16 protein-coding genes are annotated in these 20,927 nt (G+C 31.7%); 6 read left to right on the forward strand and 10 right to left on the reverse strand.

Annotated elements, in window-relative coordinates:
• Positions 1–119: 119 nt before the first annotated feature.
• The 4 genes from licT to KA873_RS00565 all read right to left on the reverse strand — a co-directional run bounded on the left by licT (position 120) and on the right by KA873_RS00565 (position 4,872).
• Complete coding sequence (licT, locus tag KA873_RS00550; protein ID WP_210140120.1) at positions 120–944, reverse strand: BglG family transcription antiterminator LicT; 825 nt, start codon at positions 942–944, stop codon at positions 120–122.
• A 163-nt stretch (positions 945–1,107) separates the two neighbouring features.
• Entirely contained in the window at positions 1,108–3,525 is a 2,418-nt protein-coding gene (locus tag KA873_RS00555) for a heavy metal translocating P-type ATPase (RefSeq protein ID WP_210140121.1), read from the reverse strand.
• Entirely contained in the window at positions 3,518–3,862 is a 345-nt protein-coding gene (locus tag KA873_RS00560) for an ArsR/SmtB family transcription factor (protein ID WP_040030586.1), read from the reverse strand. Before KA873_RS00560 ends, KA873_RS00555 begins: the two co-directional genes overlap by 8 nt.
• Positions 3,863–4,254: 392 nt before the next feature.
• Positions 4,255–4,872, reverse strand: a complete 618-nt coding sequence (locus KA873_RS00565; RefSeq protein WP_210140122.1) for a TetR/AcrR family transcriptional regulator — start codon at positions 4,870–4,872, stop codon at positions 4,255–4,257.
• A gap of 160 nt (positions 4,873–5,032) precedes the next feature.
• Here KA873_RS00565 and KA873_RS00570 point away from each other — a divergent pair, with 160 nt between their 5' ends.
• On the forward strand, positions 5,033–6,322 hold the full coding sequence (locus KA873_RS00570; protein WP_107504717.1) for a YhgE/Pip domain-containing protein: 1,290 nt from the start codon (positions 5,033–5,035) through the stop codon (positions 6,320–6,322).
• A gap of 209 nt (positions 6,323–6,531) precedes the next feature.
• Here KA873_RS00570 and KA873_RS00575 read toward each other — a convergent pair whose 3' ends face one another.
• Positions 6,532–7,362, reverse strand: coding sequence for an AraC family transcriptional regulator (locus KA873_RS00575; RefSeq protein ID WP_107383491.1), 831 nt, complete (start codon positions 7,360–7,362; stop codon positions 6,532–6,534).
• Between the two features lie 180 nt (positions 7,363–7,542).
• Between KA873_RS00575 and melB the strand changes: the two genes are divergently transcribed.
• From melB to KA873_RS00590, 3 genes are all read left to right on the forward strand, one after another.
• On the forward strand, positions 7,543–8,934 hold the full coding sequence (melB, locus tag KA873_RS00580) for a melibiose:sodium transporter MelB (RefSeq protein WP_107383490.1): 1,392 nt from the start codon (positions 7,543–7,545) through the stop codon (positions 8,932–8,934).
• A gap of 13 nt (positions 8,935–8,947) precedes the next feature.
• Positions 8,948–11,941 carry a glycoside hydrolase family 2 TIM barrel-domain containing protein gene (locus KA873_RS00585; RefSeq protein WP_210140123.1) on the forward strand — a complete coding sequence of 998 codons (2,994 nt, stop codon included), beginning with the start codon at positions 8,948–8,950 and terminating at the stop codon, positions 11,939–11,941.
• A 255-nt stretch (positions 11,942–12,196) separates the two neighbouring features.
• Positions 12,197–13,906, forward strand: a complete 1,710-nt coding sequence (locus KA873_RS00590; protein WP_210140124.1) for an ABC-ATPase domain-containing protein — start codon at positions 12,197–12,199, stop codon at positions 13,904–13,906.
• A gap of 178 nt (positions 13,907–14,084) precedes the next feature.
• Here the strand turns inward: KA873_RS00590 and KA873_RS00595 are convergent, their stop codons facing one another.
• The 4 genes from KA873_RS00595 to lqo form a co-directional block, all read right to left on the reverse strand.
• Positions 14,085–14,294 carry a helix-turn-helix domain-containing protein gene (locus KA873_RS00595; RefSeq protein ID WP_019469249.1) on the reverse strand — a complete coding sequence of 70 codons (210 nt, stop codon included), beginning with the start codon at positions 14,292–14,294 and terminating at the stop codon, positions 14,085–14,087.
• 12 nt (positions 14,295–14,306) lie between these two features.
• On the reverse strand, positions 14,307–14,951 hold the full coding sequence (locus KA873_RS00600; RefSeq protein ID WP_107383487.1) for a DUF2975 domain-containing protein: 645 nt from the start codon (positions 14,949–14,951) through the stop codon (positions 14,307–14,309).
• Positions 14,952–15,240: 289 nt separating this feature from the next.
• Complete coding sequence (locus tag KA873_RS00605; protein ID WP_019469251.1) at positions 15,241–15,342, reverse strand: SE2200 family small protein; 102 nt, start codon at positions 15,340–15,342, stop codon at positions 15,241–15,243.
• Positions 15,343–15,568: 226 nt separating this feature from the next.
• Positions 15,569–17,059, reverse strand: a complete 1,491-nt coding sequence (gene lqo / locus KA873_RS00610) for an L-lactate dehydrogenase (quinone) (protein ID WP_107383486.1) — start codon at positions 17,057–17,059, stop codon at positions 15,569–15,571.
• Between the two features lie 504 nt (positions 17,060–17,563).
• On the opposite strand from lqo, the gene fadH reads away from it, so the two are divergent.
• Complete coding sequence (fadH, locus tag KA873_RS00615; protein ID WP_107383485.1) at positions 17,564–18,328, forward strand: 2,4-dienoyl-CoA reductase; 765 nt, start codon at positions 17,564–17,566, stop codon at positions 18,326–18,328.
• 152 nt (positions 18,329–18,480) lie between these two features.
• Here the strand turns inward: fadH and KA873_RS00620 are convergent, their stop codons facing one another.
• The gene (locus tag KA873_RS00620; protein ID WP_107383484.1) at positions 18,481–20,007 is read right to left on the reverse strand and encodes an SLC13 family permease; all 1,527 of its coding nucleotides are present in this window, start codon (positions 20,005–20,007) and stop codon (positions 18,481–18,483) included.
• Positions 20,008–20,307: 300 nt separating this feature from the next.
• Between KA873_RS00620 and KA873_RS00625 the strand changes: the two genes are divergently transcribed.
• Positions 20,308–20,814 carry a YfiT family bacillithiol transferase gene (locus tag KA873_RS00625; RefSeq protein ID WP_107383483.1) on the forward strand — a complete coding sequence of 169 codons (507 nt, stop codon included), beginning with the start codon at positions 20,308–20,310 and terminating at the stop codon, positions 20,812–20,814.
• The last annotated feature ends 113 nt before the right edge of the window (positions 20,815–20,927 follow it).

The following is a 20,927-nucleotide window of genomic DNA, read 5'->3' on the forward strand; positions in this document are numbered from 1 at the left end:
CTGGGTTTTGCCTACTTAAAGTTACAACCCCAAACGTTGATAGCAACGTCAAAAGTAACAATATATAAGTTTAAACACAGTATAGTCTCTATAAAAATAAATGTCAACGCTTACATTTACTATTTTAACAGTCTTGCGATATGCAAGATTAAATAAACACGTTCATCTTTAGATATTTTGTGGTTATAATGTTTGAATAAAAAATCTGCTATTTTATCGACACAAACATCGGATTTAGCATACTTTTGTTTTAAAACATCAAGTAAGTTTTCATCTGTAACTTCACTTAAAGACTGTTGATTAATTAGCCTTTGGCTAAAAAACTTAAGGTGTGTCATAAATCTAGAATAATTGAGTTCATCTTCGTTGATAGAGAGATTGAAATGATAACGAACAATATCAACAATACTTTTAGTGATTTTAGTAATTTCATAAATATTTGCAATATTTTCATCTAAACTAGCATTCACAATATGCATAGCAATAAATCCAATTTCATCTTTTGGCAACGTTACATTGAAATATTGATTGATTTTGTGTAATCCATCACGGGCTACGTCATATTCTTTGGGGTAAAGCGTGCGTATTTCATAAAGTAATGGATTTTTGATATCAAAACCTTCATGTGTGCGTTCGATGGCATAATTTATATGGTCAGTTAATGCGATATATATCGATTCTGAAATAGGTGAATCATAAAGTTTATTAGCTTCTTTAATGATTTGTTCGCTGACTAAAAGGACATCTTGATTGATTTCATCTAATAAAGTTAACATGCGTTCTTGATCTTGACTTGTTAAGCGAAACACTTTTTCAATTTTATCACGTTCTAATTGTTGGCCGTTTTTCTTACCAAATGCTAAGCCGTTTCCCATGACGATGCGCTCATTCCCATTAATTTTAGATAGCACAACGTTATTATTTAATATTTTAGTAATTTTCATAATAAAACATTCCCTTAGTTATATGATTTCGAATGCTTACATATTAAATATAGTTGAGAAGGTGTTCAATAGTCAAAATTTATTCTTTAATCTTATTATGAAATTTTATTTTAGTAGGAAAAAAGTTTGTATTAATATAAAAATTATAAAAAGCGAGCACAGTTTAAGTGCTCGCTTTTTGCTTATCTTTTTTAAATTTTAATAATCTCAATGAATTTAAAATAACTAGGATAGCAGCTCCAGTGTCACTTAGAACAGCTAACCATAAAGTTAATAACCCAGGAAATACCAATATAAAAGCAATCAATTTGATAATTACTGAAAAGTAAATATTTTGCTTAATAATTGTTTTAGCTTTTTTACTAATTGAGATAGATTTTGGAAGTTGTTGTAAGTTATCTGACATTAAAACAATATTTGCTGTTTGCATTGCGGTATCAGAACCAACGCCTCCCATAGCAATTCCTACATCACTTTGAGCAAGTGCAGGTGCATCATTGATACCATCGCCAACCATACCAACTCGATAACCACGTTTTTGTAAATCTTCAATTGCTGATAATTTATCTTTAGGCATTAATTTTGCATAAGTTTCGCGAATGCCTGCAAGAGCTGCAATTTTGTTTGCGGTCTCTTGATTATCACCAGTTAACATAACGGTATTTTTAATGTTGTATTTTTGCAACTGATGAATAGTTGCTTTTATGTTTTCTCTTAATGGATCTTCTATAGTGATCAAACCATAAAAGGTCGTCGTAGAGGATATGATAATGATGGTGTAACCTTGTTTTTCATAATCACTAAACATTGATGCATGCGTTTTGATTTTAGGATTGATAGTCTCAATTAAGCTTTGATTTCCGGCGTAAACGGTTTGATTATCTATTTTACCTTTTATACCTTTGCCAGTCATATTTTCAAAATCACTAACATGTTTTGGTGTAATATTTAATTTAGAGGTGTAGTCAACAATAGCTTTACTGATAGGATGTGTTGAATAAGCTTCCAAGCTAAGTGCAAGCTGTAATAATGTTTGTACATCACTTTCCATATGTTTAACAGCTGTTACCTTAGGTTTTCCTTCAGTGAGTGTTCCTGTTTTATCAAATGCTATTGCATTTAAAGAACCTAATGCTTCTAAATAATTACCACCTTTAATAAGTACACCATTTTTTGCCGCGTTACCGATTGCCGTCACTATAGCAACAGGCGTTGAAATGACTAACGCACATGGACAAGCGATGACGAGTAACTCTAGTCCTTTATAGAACCATTCACCCCAGGAGCCTAATGTAAGCATAGGTGGTATGAGCATTACTAATAGTGCTAATACAAAAGCAACAGGTGTGTAAATTTCTGAAAACTTGTCTATAAACGCTTGTGCAGGTGCTTTATTTTCTTGTGCTGCTTCTACCATCTCAATGATTTTTGAAAGTGTTGTATCTTCTACTAATGTAGCAACTTTAATTTTTAATGTACCATTTTCATTAATAGAACCAGCATAAACATCATCATTCGTCGTTTTATCAACAGGTATAGATTCTCCGGTAATAGGTGATTGATTTAAGCTAGACGTTCCTTCAGTAATGGTGCCGTCTAATGGTATGCGTTCTCCAGGTTTCACAAGAATAATATCGCCAACGTGAATCTCATGTAAGTCTTTAGAGATAATACCTTTTTGGGTATATAAGTTGGCAGTATTAGGTGTTAATTCCATGAGTGATTGAATGGAGTTTCTTGTTTTATCTATCGAAATTGTTTGTAATAAAGTACCAATTGTGAATAGGAAAATAACAATAGCACCTTCGAAAAATTCACCTATCAGCATAGCACCAATAACTGCGACAGTCATTAAAACGTTCATATCCAAACTTTTAGATTTTAGTGAATAAAATGCACTTTTAAATGGTTTAAGTCCGCTAACCAATATGGCAACTGTATATAAAATATTAGAAATTTCAATTGGTAGTGATGTTATTGACATTAATAGTCCAAGTAAAATGAATGCGGCAGAAATGATGGGTTTGATAAATAATCTTAACTTCTGATCATTATCTTTTTTATTATTTTGTAAAATTGCAGTATAACCAATTTTCGCTACTTCTTTTATTATATTTTTTTCATTTTGTCCATCCATACTGGCTTGTAGTTTTCCTGTAGAAAAGTTAACTTGTGCATCTTTAACATACGGGAGGTTCAACACATGCTTTTCAACGGTTTTAGCACAGTTCCCACAGTCCATGCCTTTGATAATAAAAGTGGTTTGTGTTGATTGTGATTGAGTGTTTTGAATCCCATAACCTAGTTTTTCGACTGTTTTTACAATTTGGTTAGTCGTATCTGTAGTACTCACTTCTGCTGTTAATTTGCCAGTAGAGAAGTTAACTTTTGGATTATAAACATCATCTAATGGTAAGAGTGCTTTTTCTATCGTTGTGGCACAAGAACTACAATCGATACCATTAACTTGAAAAGTAAATTTCTGTAATGTATCGGATTCGTTTGTTATATTTTCCGACACTTTTTCATTGTTCGTATTTTGACAAGTGTTAGTGCAACAAACATCAGACGATTTATTCATTAGCATCATCCATTCTTAAGTTATTATGGTATTTGCAAGTGATAATATCATCTTTTGTTTCTTCTACGATATGATCTACCAGGCTCAATAATTCTAAAATATATGGATTTTTAATTTGGTAATAAATATATTTACCATCTTGTCTAGCGGTTACTAAACCACATTCTTTTAAACAAGCTAAGTGTTGAGAAATGCTAGATTGGCTCATTTTTGAGCTTGAAACAATTTCATTAACAGTCATTTCGGATACCTTTAATAATTCTAAAATAGTTAATCTCACTTTATTAGAAAGTCCATGTAAAAAACGTGCCTGTAATGTAAAATCATTACTATTCATTTTGAACACCTCATATTAGTAAAACTTAATATATAACATATTAGCATTACCTAATATGTTATGGAAGAGACTATCGTTAAAAATAAAAAAATGATATAAATTTGTTGGATTTTAGAGGGGGGCAAGTGAAAGGTATAAATAATTGTAGGTGTTAGATAAAAATGAATTAAATTACAGCTATTTTTTGAAGAGGGTTCAATATTCATGTGCTAATATACTATGACCAAAAAAGAAATATGTAAAAAAAGAGTTGAATCGAATATATTTCTTATTTTTAAGCGGCTGCGTTTTGTTTGATATTATGAAATATAGGCATTCAACTCATTTTGAAGTAGTGGACATTAAACTGTTTGATAAATGTTATTCTTATCCACGCTGCAAGATTATATCTATTATTGTTCACTTATATTGTATTGTTCTTTTGCTATTAACCGTAACGGGCCATAAAAAACAATTTTAAATAGGCTATCTACTAAAGTTTGTGGATCAATTTTCCGATTATCTTTCACCCAATATTTAATGAAAGAAATAGATGCACCTGCTACATAACTATGAAAATAGTCTAATGGAATGCCATCAACTGTATCTTTTGTGACTAAATGTTTTTTCATATTTTCATACATTACCTGGCTTATTTTTGTTTCTAACTGACTTCTTCTTTCTAACATAAATATGGTTTTATAGAATTCAAAATTTGTATTGATATGAAGGATAATTCTTTTTAACTTTTCTTCAGTAAAAATACGTGCAAACGCTTCTGCATCCATACCTACATAAAATTTATCTTTCGTGTTTAATGTTTTAGACAATTCTTCAATGTAATGATTCTCCATTTTATTTAATAACATATATTTATCTTCGTAATGGAGATAAAAAGTGCCGCGATTAATATCAGCTTTGTGTGTAATATCACTAATCGTTATTTTATCTAAATCTTTTTCATTTAATAATTGTATAAAAGCATGTTTAATAGCATTTTGTGTTTTTCTAACACGTCTGTCTTCCGCCATATGTTGAATCTCCTTTGTATTTAATAGACATTTATATCAAAAGTGTTCATTAAAGAACGTATTGAACATCATTGCATATTGTATATCATTTAGTAATTATTATAATGGACAATGTGATAAATATTCAACACTTTGTTTATTAAATAGGAGGGAATCATAAATGAATATTTTTAAAAATAAGTTATTATGGCTTGCACCGATTGCAGCTATTCTAATATTTGTAATATTTTCAGTCGCTTTTTATCCAGCATTTAACCCTAAACCCAAAGATATTCCAATTGCAATTGTTAACAACGATAAAGGTGTTGATATGCAAGGTAACAAGATTAATATAGGTAAAAATTTAGAAGATAAATTGCTAGATAGTAATTCCAATACGATTAAATGGATTCAAGTTGATAATGAAAAAGATTTAAAACAAGGTATGAAAGAACAAAAATATTTTGGAGCAGCTGTTATAGAAAATGATTTTTCAAAAAATGCGCTAAGCAAAACACAAAAAGTCGTGATGGATGCTAAAAAAGAAGAAATGAAAGATAAAGTTCAATCTGGAGAAATACCAGCAGCACAAGCCAAAAAGATGCAAGAAAAGATGTCACAATCTGGCGAGAATCAACAAATAAAGCCTCAAAAAGCAAGTTTTAAAACATTTATCAATGATGGTGCAGGAACACAAGTTTCACAAATGTCTTCTCAAGTTTTAAAAGGCATGGGTGATAACATGAACCAACAAATTACCAAACAAAGCTTGGATATTTTAGAAAAGCAAAACATTGATTTGAAACCATCAGATATTCAAAGTTTAACGCACCCAGTTAAAGTAGATAATGAAAAAGTAAATAAAGTAAATAGTCATCAAGCAGGTGGAAATGGTCCGTTCTTAATGTTTATGCCTGTTTGGATGGGATCAATTATTGTTTCGGTATTACTATTCTTTGCATTTAGAACAAGTAATAACATAGCGATACAACACCGCATTATTGCATCACTAGGGCAAATTGCTATGACCATTGTTACGGCATTTGTAGGAGCTTTCACATATGTGTACTTTATGAAAATAGTATTAGATTTTAATTTCAATGCGCCTAATACAACAGCTACATTTATTGCATTAGCAATCATGGGATTTGTCGGATTAATTCTAGGTACGATGACTTGGTTAGGTTTGAAATCTGTACCAATCTTTTTCTTATTAATGTTTTTCAGTATGCAATTAGTAACATTGCCAAAACAAATGTTGCCTGATTTTTATCAAAAATATATTGTCGATTGGAATCCATTTGCACATTATGCAAACTCATTAAGAGAAATTTTATATTTACATGGAAGTATTCAATTAGATACAACGATGTGGATGTTTATCGGATTTATGATTTTCGGTGCTGTTTCTGCACTGATTGCAGCTATTATTAGAAAGCACAGTACAAAACGTACAGAAATTCCTTCCTAAAACCCCAGTATAGAAATTTTTTGAAGATATGTTATATCATTGCTCTAAAACGGTTTTTAATGAATCGTTTTAGAGCTTTTTTTTATGTGAGATTGTTAAAATTTGAAAAATGGGATGATTATACGTGATGACTTATTTAACTGTACGTAGCTTTGTTTTGTGTTGGAATGCATGTTTTCAATTGATCACCTTTCCCGTTGAGTTAAAATTTATTTGTTAGCAAATTGGTTACGATATTCAGAAGCACTAACTTTAAAATGTTTTGTGAAAGTTTTAGAAAATAGAAGCGGGTCTTTATAACCAACTTGGAGTGCTATTTCATTTATTAAAATATTACTATGGATTAATAACTGAGAAGCATGATACATTCTGATATAAGTTAAATATGCTTTAGGAGAACAATTTAAGTTTTTCTTAAATAGTCTAAATAGATGACTACGTGTCATATTGACATGATTTGCTACGTCTACAATCATAATATCTTTTTGGTAATTTGAATTGATGTAAGCTACTGCTTTTTGAATATCTTCATTAATAATATCAACATTGACTGAAAATGTTTTAGGAAATTGCTTTTGTAATTGATAAACTAAGCTATATAAATGCTGCATAATTAAAATATCTTTAGAATTATTTGTTTCAATTGATTTTGAAAAGTCACATATTTGTTGAACGATATGTCTTATGCTAGATGTCTCTTTATCTGTAATAACATGTTTATCTACGATGTAGCATCGTTGTAAATAATCTAAAATCTGTTTCCCACTTAGGCCAATCCAATAATATGTCCATGGGTTAGAAAAAGAAGGTTTATATTCTACATCCATACCTTTTTCCAATAAAAACATGTCACCTTCTTTTAGAATATGTGTTTTACCATTATATATAAATACCCCTTCACCATGCGTTACAATATGCAAAACAGCTTCTCTTATTACTGAATATTTATATCCAACATTTGGCACACCAATTTCAATACCACATTCTATTAAATTAGCGTCAATATGTTTTTTTTGAAATTTTTTCCATAATATTTGCATCCAACATACCTCTTAAAATAAATAATCTTTAATTTATATAAACACATTTTAAATATAAAATGCAACATTTTGCCATATATCGTCATCATTATGCTATTCATAGTTTTCATAAACTATTGATAAAATAGTATTAACAATAATGAAAGCGCTTTAAAATGTATAAATTCAGAGGTGAAGAAAATGGACAGACATTTGACCGGTATACAAAAATTTTCATTTGGATTCGGTGCTATTGGCAAGGATGCCATATTTAATATTGTTGGCGTATTTTTAATGTTTTACATTACTGATATTGTTGGTTTGAGTCCAGCATTTGTCGGTGTAATGTTATTTGTTGCGCGAATTTGGGATGCAATAAATGATCCTATCATGGGTGTCATTGTTGATAATACAAGAAATAACTTTGGTAAATTTAAAACTTGGTTAGTGATTGGGACAATAATAAATGCTATTGTAACGATTTTATTATTCACAAATTTTGATTTACCACAAACGGCAATGTATATCTATGTGTCGATTATCTATATTGCTTGGGGTATGACTTATACAATGATGGATATTCCGTATTGGTCTTGGTTGCCTAATTTGACACATAATCCAAGAGAACGTGAGGAAGTATCAGTAATACCGAGATTTTTCGCAAGTTTAGCTGCCTTTACAGTAGGTACATTTGGTTTATTTTTTATACATAAACTAGGGGGTATTTTTGGTGAAGGTAGTGATTCAGTAGGTATTTTTGTTTTTGCGATTATTTGCAGTATGGTTTTTATTTTTACAATAGGTGTCACTGTATGGAAAGTACCTGAAGATAAAGAAATGGAACAACAAACAGGTATTAAAGTACAATTTAAAGATATTGGTAGAATTTTATTTAAAAATAAAGAGCTTTTAGCAATTATGGGAGTATTGCTTACATTTAACCTTTGCTTACAAACGCTGAATGGATCCATCATTTATTACTTTAAATATGTAGTTAATGCGGAACATTTATTTGCTATTTTTAATGCAATGATTCTTTGCGAGATGATTGGTTTACTTACTTTGCCACGCTTTATTAAATGGGTAGGTAGAACAAAAGCTTTTAATACAGCAATTTCACTTATAATTATTGGTTTACTATTTATTTTAATTTCAGGTTTTATCGTACCACAAAGTGTCATTACCGTTATTGTGGGTGCAGGGTTATTACGCATTGGTTCTGGATTTATGATTGGTATTACAACAGTATCTTTGGCAGATGTTATTGATTATGGAGAAGTAAAATTTGGCCAACGTAACGAAAGTGTCATTACTTCTACGAACACATTTTTAACGAAAACTTCACAAGCAGTAGCTGCATTAATTGTAGGTGTAGGTTTATCAATATTTGGCTACACACCAAATGAAGAACAAACAGCACTAACCATCAATGGATTACGCATACTTATTATTGTGTTGCCAATTATTTTCGTCATCTTAGCGGCATTTTTATATCACAAAGCCTTTCATTTAAAAGGTGATTTCTTAACAGATATTGAAAAAACATTACAATACAAACGTCAAAGAGAGCATAGAGAACGTATGAGTAAATAAGGGGGAACTTTTTATGTTAGAGCAACAATTTCATGAAAATATAGATATTCAACATGTAAACACCTTGCCACGACGTGCATTTTATATTCCTTATCAACCAGAGGAATCTGCTTACCGCCTGGAAACACGATATCAGACTAATAATGTCACATTATTAAATGGAAACTGGTATTTTAAATATTTTAATTCAATAGAAGATTACTTAAATAAACATGATATGGATATGTCACAGACCATGCCAGTACCATCAGTTTGGAATTTATATGGATATGATCAAATACAATATCTAAATACACAATATCCAATACCATTTGAACCACCATATGTACCTAAATCTAATCCTTGTGGATGTTATACTCGTTCATTTGAAGTCACTGAATACGACGAACAAAGTGATTATCATTTGAATTTTGAAGGTGTCGATAATGCATTTTATCTATGGATAAATGATCAGTTTATAGGTTACAGTCAGATATCGCATTCAATTTCTGAGTTTGATATTTCTAGCTATATACATTCTGGCACTAATACGATTCAAGTACTTGTTTTAAAATACTCTGATGGCACATATTTTGAAGATCAAGATATGTTTCGCCATTCAGGTATTTTCAGAGATATTTATATTTTAAAACGTGCGAAATCACGAATTAATGATTTTAAAATTGAACCACGTGTTAATGAAGTGCAAAGCCAAGGGATAATCAACGTGAAATTAGAGGATAAACAAAATTTGGATGGAGTTCAAATACGATTATATGGTCCCGATGGTGACCTTTTGCAAGAAGCGGAAATTTCCAACGACCATAGTTTCTTAATTGAAACACCGCAATTGTGGTCAACAGAAAAACCAACACTTTATATTATTACGCTTTCTACTAAATCAGAGGTGATTACGCAAAAAGTAGGAATTAGAGAAATACGAATACAAGATAATCAGTTTTATATCAATGGTCAATCAATTAAATTTCGTGGGACCAATTATCATGATAGCGATCCTCAAACAGGATATGTAATGAATGAAACACAATTTATGCGAGATTTGACGCTAATGAAGCAAGGTAACTTTAATGCCATTCGTACAGCGCATTATCCTAAATCACCTTTGTTTTATGAACTTGCTGATCAATATGGATTTTATGTAATGAGTGAAGCTGATTTAGAAACGCATGGTGTAGTGAGGCTTTATGGGGAAGAAAATACAGATTATTTTAATCTTATTACAGATGATCCACAATATGAAAAACCAATTGTAGAACGTATTGAAGCATCTATCGTCCCATTTAAAAATTACAGTTCTATTGTTGCCTGGTCTATGGGAAATGAATCAGGTTTTGGTGTGAATATGGTTACAGCTATGTCACGCGCAAAAGCAATAGATGCCACACGTCCCATTCATTATGAGGGGACATTCCATAGAGATAAATCAAAATCATATGATTTATCCAATGTGGAAATGATTAGTAGAATGTATGCTTCGCCTGAAGAAGTTGAGCAAAAATATCTTACAGACCCTGATTTAGATAAACCATTTATCCTTTGTGAATATGCACATGCCATGGGTAATTCGCCAGGTGACTTACATGCATATCAAAAGCTAGTGGAAGAATATGATAGTTTTATTGGTGGTTTTGTATGGGAATGGTGTGACCATGGTATTCAAGTTGGTCAACAAAACGGTAAGCCTATTTTTAGGTATGGTGGGGACTTTGGAGAGCAACTTCATGATGGAAATTTCTGTGTGGATGGCATAGTTTTCCCAGATCGTACACCGCATGAAGGTTACTATGAATTTAAACATGAACATAGACCAGTTAGAGTAATAGAAGAAGCGAATGGTATATTAAAATTACGTAATCAACTAGATTTTAGTCGTGTGGAAAATTATTTAACTATCGAAGCTACAGCAACATATTTAAATGGTGACAAAGCATTGTTTGATATTAAGGTTGATAACTTTGAACCACATAGTACACAAGATATAGATTTAAACGATTATATTAAAACAACTGAATTAAGTGATGTATTATTACGTTATAAACTAAAAGGTGAAGAGCCTTTACGCCACGATCATTTTGAATTAGGAAAAGATCAAATCGTCTATAAACGTCAATCCACTAATAAAAACAAAATATTACAAAACAAATTAGACGTACAAGAAGTACCAGTTAGTTATAAAGAAAATAGTCATTCTATAACAGTGTTAGCAAACGGTTATACTTATACTTTTAATAAATCAAATGGCAGTTTAATTTCTGTTGTTTATGAAGGTAATATCATAGTCAATCATCCGACAGAAAATAAGATTTGGCGTGCGCCTACAGATAATGATATTAATGTTAGAAAAGATTGGGAATATATGGGCTATGCGGAAGCTTACACACGTGTACGAAATTATAAAATCGAAGAAAATAATAATGCAGTTAGTATTAATTTCGAAATAGTGATTGTTCATGATGTGGTTCCTCCTATTCTACAAGGGGAAATGGTATGGACCATTCAAAGCAATGGTTCAATAGATATAACATATGATTTGGTGAAAGATATTGCAGGCCCATTCCTACCTAGATTTGGCTTGGAGATAACATTACCACATACATTTGAAGCGGTGAAATACTACGGCAATGGGCCATTTAGTAGTTATTCCGATAAAGGTGTAGCAACGTATTTAGATTACTTCGATACAACAGTAACACAAAATGGTAGTAATCATATCAAACCACAAGAATCAGGCAGTCATAATGGTACCACATTCGCGAAAATTTCTAATAATGAACATCAAATTATTGTAACGAGCGATCAACCATTCAGTTTTAATGCAACACATTACTCATTGGAGCAACTCACACACACGATGCATAAAGATCAATTAGTAGAAGAAAATACTTATATATATATTGATTATGCGCAAAGCGGAATAGGCTCCAATAGTTGTGGACCAGAATTAAGTGAAATGTACCGATTAAACGACAAACGTATCCAGTTTCAATTTAAGTTAAAATTTGAATAAGTAGATTATATGTTTAAAAATGCCCGCAAAAAGTAGTAATAAAAAGCTAACTTTTTGTGGGCATTTTTCATGAAAATTAATATTAATGACGATACACAAGATGGTGAAAAGGAAAAAACGAGTGGCTTTAATTTAAAAAGTATTCCTTTTATTAAGAAAAGAAAAATAACATTTATTACTAGTGTTAGTTTCACTGCTTCGGTAGTCTGGGTATGAAATAAAAGAGTATTAACCTATGTTGAAGGAGTGTTCCTTTTGAAAAATACATTGGAATTCGGAAAGTTATTAAAATCATTAGATGGACAAAAATATGGTGCATATAAACGACTTAAAGGTGAATATGCTTTTGATAAATTCCATTTAATTATAGATCATATACAAGCAGATCCTTACGCACCACCATCTAAAGTACGTGCCAAAATGCAGCGTCATATTGCCAATATCCCTGATGAATTATTAGATACAGAAAATAAAAAAATTGCTGTATCTGATTTTTTAACAAGGGCGTTTAGCAAAAGTATTAGCAAAGTGCTTAAATCTGATCAAGTCTCTAAAAAGAGACCGGATATTTTTATAGATCACTGTGGCCAAGAAATATTACAACGTACTTCTGTAGTCATTACTCATAGCGAAATTGAAGTTCGTTTTGAAGTAGGGTTACCAGCAGCAGGAAGAAAAATTTTAGGAAAAGTTGCCCATCATATTTTCATAGATTTACTACCTGAAATAGTAGAAAAAGCATTATTGTATAAACATATCAATCGTGCTGCATTAAATGATCAAGTGACTACGATGATAGATCAAGTATTTATACGCGATGCACTGTCACGACAGAATTTAGTTGCATTTGTAGCGAATGATTCTATATTACCCAGGAAAAGTGGCGTGTCTGACACACCTTTACCCGGTGCTGTAAAATTCCAAAGTCCACAAGAATTTGAAATTCAATTGAATTTACCTAGTGGAAAGACAGTTAGCGGTATGGGCATACCTAAAGGCATTACACTCATTGTTGGTGGTGGATTTCATGGTAAATCAACACTACTAGAAGCTTTAGAGCGTGGTGTATATCACCATATTCCAGGTGATGGACGTGAACTCATTATTACGTGTAACGATGCGATGAAAATCCGTGCTGAAGATGGAAGAAGTATCGAAAAAGTAAATATTGAGCCTTTTATAAATAATTTACCAGGTAAAAAAGATACTACTCAATTTTCTACTGAAAATGCGAGCGGTAGTACATCACAAGCAGCAAATGTTATAGAAGCCTTAGAATCTCAAACTTCGTTATTATTAATAGATGAAGATACGTCTGCAACAAATTTTATGATTAGAGATAGCAGAATGCAAAAATTAATCGCACCTGAAAAAGAGCCCATCACGCCTTTCGCTATGAAAGTAAAATCTCTATACCATGATTATCATGTTTCAACAATTCTAATTGTAGGAGGTTCTGGCGATTACTTCGATGTGGCTGATCAAGTATTAATGATGGATGAATATGTATTAAAAGACGTTACTCGTAAAGCTAAAGCAATTGCTAGCGAAGATAGTCACTCAAAAGATGAAGCGTCACTATGCCAATTCGGACAAACTTCGCAAAGAATACCACTGAAATCTAGTTTTTCAAATAAAGGTAAAGATCGACGTTTTAAAGTAAAAGGTATGCATACGATTTTATATGGTAAAGAACGAATTAATATTTCAGGATTAGAACAACTTATCGATGCTAGCCAAACGAATTGCATAGCAACCATGATAGATTATTATCAAAGTAATTTGTTGAATGAACAAGATACGATATCTCAAGCAGCTGATAAAATTTTTGATTTGATTAGTGAAAAAGGGTTAGATATCATTTCACCGCATCAAGGACATCCTGGTAATTTAGCATTGCCGAGAAAACAAGAATTCTGTGGTGCACTCAATCGCTATAGAGGATTAAATATTAAAACACATTAAAAAACAGGGGTGGAACAAGTAATAAGTATGTTCCACTCCTGTTTTCTGTTTCAATATAATCTTAGACACCCGGTTAGTCTGAACTAATACAAGCGGGAGCCTAACTGCTATGTGGATTAAGCCAAAGGTTTAACTGTGATAAATATAAGATGACTTGTGAATTTAAATAAATTTTGGTTTACTCCTCAGACTCTGTGTATTCTATAATGTCTGCAGGCTGGCAATCGAGCGCTTTACATATGGCATCTAATGTTGAAAAACGTATTGCTTTTGCTTTGCCTGTTTTCAAATTCGATAAATTTGCTACAGTAATATCAATTTCATTTGCTAATTCACTGAGTTTCTTTTTTCTATCGGCTAATATTCGATCTAATCTAACTACAATCATTTATCTTATCTCCTAAACGGTATAATCAAACTCATCTTGTAAGAATGCACCATATTTAAAAACATTTCCTATAATCCAAATAACGATACCCGCTAAAATAAGTGTGAAATTAAAATTAAAAAAGAAATCTGCAAAGGTTTCGATATCTTTATCTATCAGTGCATACAATTTAGCATTTTGCCCTAAAAAATTATAAACCATAAAATTACTTGCCAATTCAATAAATGCCTCAAATACACCTAATACAATAAAACAATAAGAAATTAAAATAATGATGTTTGCATTTTTATCTGTAAAAATTTGTCCTCTGCTAACATTTTTAAGCCATTTTCTGACATATGTAATCACCAGAATATAGATTGCAATTAATACAATTATTAATAATAGCATTAATATAACAGATGGTTTGGGAAAAGTAATACTATTTAGGTCATGTTTTGTAATTTCATGTGAATTTAGTCCTAATGAATCTACCCAAAAAGGTTTATTTGCTTTATCTAATTGTGAGTTAATAAACGAGGAAGGAATGATTAATAGCGCTATAATTGCGATAATAATTGGTAACATACTAAGAGATGTTAAGACCAAAGCGATAGTTGCTAAAATAGTTAACGTTTTGACTAAAATACTAAAATGTTTGCTTTTAATTGTAGACATATTGGCGCTCCTTTTAATTTGTTAACTTCATTATAACTAAAATATATCGAAAACCAATATTTTTTTATCGATTAACGATAAAATTAATAGGTGGAAATCGAATTGGATCGTTAGATATTACAAAAGGGAAATATAGTAATGTGATTGTGAAAATGTGTAGAAGTGGGTTTAACAAAGGGAATATATAACGCGGAAAATAATCAAAAACATTTATAATCGTATTTTTTATATAACAATAACAAAAAAGCCATCATAGGTAACTTTTACCTATGATGGCTTACATGATTTATTAATATTCAATATTTGGTGCTTTGTTTACATGTTGTTGGTAGCGTTTAAGACCTGCAAATGCTAAAGCGCCTACAGCCACAACAATTAATAATTTTTTCATACATTTCGCTCCTTTAAGTGAATCAATGATAACAAAGTATTTCTAAAAAATACCAATGAAACAAAGATTAAAGAACCAATAAACATTTAGTGATGATAAAATTTTTCAAAACACATCTTTCAAGATGTGTTTTGAAAATAAACTGTTATTGTAGGTTCATAAATAGGTGTTTAACGCCATCTTAATCTCAGTTCATTTTAGTTTTTACACTTAAGCAATCAAAAGTTTATTCGTAATAATTTAATTCAAGATCTTTTGAAGTTTGTTGACGTGTTTTTCTCATTAAATCAACATCTTCAATTAATGATTTACCATAAGAAGGAATCATTTTTTTGATCTTAGGTTCCCAATCATTTTTATATTCAGAGAAGTTTTTCTCTAATACTTCTAATGCAACAGATACAGAAGTTGATGCTCCTGGTGATTCACCAAGTAATGCAATTACGGAATGATCTTCAGAGTTTACAACTTCTGTTCCGAATTGGATGAAGCCTTTACCATATTCTTCAGTATCTTTAATCACTTGAACACGTTTACCAGCAGTATATAATTGCCAATCTTCATCGCGTGCTTCTGGATAGAAAGTACGTAAGTGGTTCATGCAACCTTCTTTTGTCATTAAAATTTGGTCAAATGAATATTTAAGTAGCGGTAAGTTTTTCGCTGCCGCTGCTAATAATGTTGTGATGTTACTTGGTTTAACAGATTTAAATAAATCTAAGTTTGAACCATATTTTAAGAATTTAGGACCAATACTTGCGAACGGTCCAAATAATAATGTTTTTTGGCCATTAATGAAACGTGTGTCTAAATGTGGCACAGTCATTGGTGGTGTGCCTGGTGGTTCTTTACCATACACTTTGGCACCATGTTCTTCAATCACATTTGGATTTGTACATGTTAAGAATTGACCTGTGATAGGGAATCCGCCTAAGTTTTTACTTTCAGGGATACCTGTTTTTTGTAGTAATGGGATAGCAGCACCACCAGCACCGATAAATACATAATCAGCTAACTGTGTTTGTGTTTCGCCAGTATTTGCGTTACGGATTTGAACTTCCCATTTACCATCGTTACGTCTATTGAAATCAAGTACTTCATGATGGTATTGAACTTCTACTTTTGGATTTTTTTCAAGGTTTCTCGCCATTTTACGAGTTAATTCACCAAAGTTTACGTCAGTACCTTCATTAATTTTGCTGGCAGCCATAATATCGCTTGCGCTATGACCTTGCATCATTAATGGAATCCATTTTCTCATTTCTTCAATGTCTTCGGTATATTCGATATCATCAAACATAGGGAAGTTTTTCATTGCTTCATAACGGTCTTTTAAAAATTTAACGTTATTTTTACCTCTTACAAAACTAATGTGTGGTAATGGATGAATGAATTCTCTAGGGTTTTCGATATAGTTATTTTTAACTAAATAGCCCCAGAATTGTTTAGAGATTTCAAATTGTTCATTAATCTCTTTTGCTTTTTCAATATCAATTGAACCATCAGGTTGCTGAACTGTATAGTTCAATTCGCAAAGTGCAGCATGTCCTGTACCTGCGTTATGACGTTCGTTTGAACTTTCGTCACCAGGACGATCTAAACGTTCGTACAGTTTAATGTTCCAATTTGGTTCAAGCTCATTAAGCATAGAACCAAAAGTAGTACTTAATACACCGGCGCCAATAAGAATGACGTCTTTTGACTCAGTTTTAGCCATAGTTCCTCACCTTTCATTCTTAATAACATCAGTAACAATTTGTCATACATTGTCACTCATCTTATGTCTTTATTTACTATTATATTACGCGACTCTCACATGTAAAAATACATATTAATCATATAACACATTCCTATTTGGAATATGTGAGCATACTTTTAATAATTTACCCTATATTTCAAGTATAAATCATTAAAAGTAAGTGATAATAATTGTTATATAGTAATATTACATTATAATTTCTATAAATTTCAATCAAATATGCCTTAATAAAATATAAATAGATTAGAAATAAAAATTAGAGGTCTTAATTTGTGTTTTTGCACTTACTTTTAACATTTCAATTATTTAATCAGTAAAATGTTTCATATGAAACATAGATATAAAATCATGTTTATCAATCATAGGTCTTTATCATTTTATAAGAAAAATCAGTGAAACTTTGTTATACTTATCAATAAAATGTAAGCGCTTACTAATTTGTTTGATAAAGGAGACTCTATAATGAAAGATAAAGTGATAATGGTGACAGGTGGAAGTAGTGGTATGGGGAAAGCAATGGCGAAACGTTTTGCTGAAGAAGGTGCGAACGTTATTATAACAGGTAGATCGTTAGAACGTTTAGAAGCAACTAAAAAAGAAATCGAACACCGAGAAGGACAGATTTTATGTATTGATATGGATGTTCGTGATGTTGAACGCGTGCAGTATACAGTGGATGAAGCCATTAATACTTTTGGAAAGATAGATGGTTTGGTGAATAACGCAGCTGGCAACTTTATATGTGCTGCGGAAGAACTATCGACGAATGGTTGGAATTCTGTCGTAGATATTGTGTTAAATGGAACTTGGCATTGCACACAGGCTGTTGGAAAAAAATGGATTGAACAAGGGTATCATGGACGTATTATCAATATGGTGGCAACATATGCATGGCGTTCAGGGCCGGGTGTTGTACATTCTGCTAGTGCAAAAGCGGGTGTGTTAGCTATGACAAGAACGCTCGCTGTAGAGTGGGGTTCAAAGTATGGCATTACCGTAAATGCTATTGCTCCAGGTCCTATAGATAATACAGGAGGCTCTGGAAAACTTAGTTTATCAGAAGACGCACGCCAACAAACATTGGATAGTGTACCATTAGGCCGCATGGGTCAGCCAGAAGAAATTGCAGGATTAGCTAAGTTTTTATTTTCGGAAGAAGCGAATTACATTAATGGTGCTTGTATGACAATGGACGGCGGTCAATGGCTTAATCAAAACGCGTTTTAACATAATAGAGTGTTTGTAACATTTTATATAGCTTTCATTAATATTAACAGGCTGTGACAAATTAATCGTCCCAGCCTGTTATTCATTATAATGGTTCAATCACTCGCTAATGTTAGCAATGTCGAGTTTATTATAGAGAATAATTTTTTACATTAAATTAATCCGAGCCAATGCCAATAAGTGGCACTAAATAAAATAATAAGTAAATAGCCAATAACGGTTATAGGTATCCCTGTTTTTAAAAAATCTTTAACAGTAAATGTTTCTGTACCATAGGCCAACATTGATTGTGGTGAGCTTACGGGTAATAAGAAACCAAAGCTGATAACGAATTGCTGTATGAGTACAAATCCAATAGACTGATTTCCTAAATCTAACGTAGTAGTTAGTGAAATAAATACAGGTATTAGCGCTGATGCTAAGCTTGTTGCACTTGCAAAACCTAAATGTATTAAAATATTGAATAGTGCAATTAATGCAATTGTTACTAAAAGGGGATAGTGATTTAAACCCATGACACCAAAGGTTTGATCACTCAACCATTGGGCGGCTGTAGTTTTTAATAGTACATTTCCTAAAGATATGCCGACGCCAAATACAATAATTGTTCCCCAAGGTATACGACTTTCAGCTTCTTTCCAGGACATGACACCAATTTTAGGAGTTAACATAATAGCCAATGCTAATAAAATGATTGAAGATGAATCAATAGGATGTAATATCTTTTCGGTAGACCAAAGTATTAATAAAATGATGGATATGCTAATTAAACGCCATTCTTTAGAAGTTATAGGTCCCATAGCTTTTAACTGTTGCTGAATTAATGATTTGCCTCCCGAAAGTTCTTTTTCTTCTGGGGGCATGACTTTAAGCATGATAAAATAAAGCGCAATTGACATTAACATGGACCATGGCCCAGCATATAAGAACCACTGTCCCCACGATATATCAGCATTTAACTGATCATTGATAAAGTTAATTGCGACAATGTTTTGTGCAGCTGCAGTTTTAATACCAATATTCCATATAGAAACTGCTTGTACAGCTGTGATAACTAAAAGTCCAGCTAATTTACTTTGTTTAGCAACGCCGAATGCTGTTATCATTCCTAATAATATAGGAATAACAGCACCTGCTCGTGCAGTAGCAGAGGGAACGAAAAATGCTAAAAATATTGCCACTAATATCGTTCCAATAACGATACGATTTGTCTTATTGCCTGCTACGGAAAGTACAATTAGTGCAAGTCTTTTATGAAGTTGTGTAATTTGCATAGCTGTTGCTAAAAAAAGAGCAGCTGCAACTAAAGCTAATGCACTGGTAGAAAACCCACTAAAAGCAAGTTTTAAAGCATTACCTGTTCCGAAAAGTGAATCTCCCTTCAATATTTCACCATTTGACTGAGGATAGCCTAGCGATTCAGATAAATTTTGTACCGGACTGAAACCTATTAATAGAATAATGAGTCCAACAATCATGACCGCAGAAACTGGATAAGTCACTGCTTCAGTTACCCATAATATGACTGCAAATAGCAATATTGCTAATGCGCTTTTAGCCATAAGTGGTAAACTTTCTGGTGTAGGTAATAACAAAATCGTGATTAAGATAATCATACTTGTGATTAACCAAAATGGCTTGAAATTAGATGTAGACTTGGTAGATGAATCTTTACTCATAAATTTCCACTCCCTTGTTAAATCCTTCACAATAATATTACAAATTTTATTAAGTTGTATCATTATAATTTAGGAAAGTTCATAAAAATTTACTAATTATGTATTTGTCATATCATTAATTTTATAAATTTTATGGTAATAACTAGGGAGAATACTTTTGTTATGAATATGAGTAGATGCATTCCTAACTTCTACAATAAATAGTATGAAAGTTTAAATAGTCATAAATAGGCAATAGCATTACTAATGGAAAAATTAAAGATGCTATTAAACATTTAATAAATAAAAAAGGTGATTAATATGGATGTTAGATTTCCAATTGGTGAATTAGAAGTGCCAAATAAAGTAACATTAGAAGATATCCAAAAATGGCTTAGTGAAATTGAGTCGTATGCATATAGACTGAGGCAAACTGTAGCTCATTTAAATGATGAAGCATTAAACAAGCAATATCGAGACAAAAGTTGGACTGTGCGACAACTCGTTCATCATATAGCAGATTCCCAATTAAATATGTTTCAACGCTTAAAATTAGCGCTAACAGATACGAATCCAGTTGTTGATCCTTTTATTCAAGATGAGTGGGCAAAACTTGCTGATAGTCAACTGCCTATAGAAAGTTCCCTTAAAATGTTAGAGGGTATAAATGAACGTATTATAGCTATTGGCAATCATTTAACAGAAAGTGATTTGAATCGTACATTTACATTAAGAGGAAGCGGAGAAATATCTGTTGCAACTAAAGTTGCTAAATTAGCTTGGCACGAAGAACATCATTTAGCGCATATTAAAATAGCATTATCATAATGAATATAATGGCGAGGCCGTTCAATTTTAATCATTGAACGGTTTTTTAAATATATAAAATAGCAAATTGACTAACTAGAATAATTGTCACACTAATTACAATTATGTTACAG

Origin of the sequence: Staphylococcus sp. GDY8P45P (genome assembly GCF_017892745.1) — a bacterium.
Lineage (GTDB): Bacteria > Bacillota > Bacilli > Staphylococcales > Staphylococcaceae > Staphylococcus > Staphylococcus cohnii.

Coding starts and splice junctions, on each gene's coding strand:
- licT (WP_210140120.1), bottom strand. CDS start 944: ATGAAAATTACTAAAATATTAAATAATAACGTTGTGCTATCTAAAATT.
- KA873_RS00555 (WP_210140121.1), bottom strand. CDS start 3,525: ATGAATAAATCGTCTGATGTTTGTTGCACTAACACTTGTCAAAATACG.
- KA873_RS00560 (WP_040030586.1), bottom strand. CDS start 3,862: ATGAATAGTAATGATTTTACATTACAGGCACGTTTTTTACATGGACTT.
- KA873_RS00565 (WP_210140122.1), bottom strand. CDS start 4,872: ATGGCGGAAGACAGACGTGTTAGAAAAACACAAAATGCTATTAAACAT.
- KA873_RS00570 (WP_107504717.1), top strand. CDS start 5,033: ATGAATATTTTTAAAAATAAGTTATTATGGCTTGCACCGATTGCAGCT.
- KA873_RS00575 (WP_107383491.1), bottom strand. CDS start 7,362: ATGCAAATATTATGGAAAAAATTTCAAAAAAAACATATTGACGCTAAT.
- melB (WP_107383490.1), top strand. CDS start 7,543: ATGGACAGACATTTGACCGGTATACAAAAATTTTCATTTGGATTCGGT.
- KA873_RS00585 (WP_210140123.1), top strand. CDS start 8,948: ATGTTAGAGCAACAATTTCATGAAAATATAGATATTCAACATGTAAAC.
- KA873_RS00595 (WP_019469249.1), bottom strand. CDS start 14,294: ATGATTGTAGTTAGATTAGATCGAATATTAGCCGATAGAAAAAAGAAA.
- KA873_RS00600 (WP_107383487.1), bottom strand. CDS start 14,951: ATGTCTACAATTAAAAGCAAACATTTTAGTATTTTAGTCAAAACGTTA.
- KA873_RS00605 (WP_019469251.1), bottom strand. CDS start 15,342: ATGAAAAAATTATTAATTGTTGTGGCTGTAGGCGCTTTAGCATTTGCA.
- lqo (WP_107383486.1), bottom strand. CDS start 17,059: ATGGCTAAAACTGAGTCAAAAGACGTCATTCTTATTGGCGCCGGTGTA.
- fadH (WP_107383485.1), top strand. CDS start 17,564: ATGAAAGATAAAGTGATAATGGTGACAGGTGGAAGTAGTGGTATGGGG.
- KA873_RS00620 (WP_107383484.1), bottom strand. CDS start 20,007: ATGAGTAAAGATTCATCTACCAAGTCTACATCTAATTTCAAGCCATTT.
- KA873_RS00625 (WP_107383483.1), top strand. CDS start 20,308: ATGGATGTTAGATTTCCAATTGGTGAATTAGAAGTGCCAAATAAAGTA.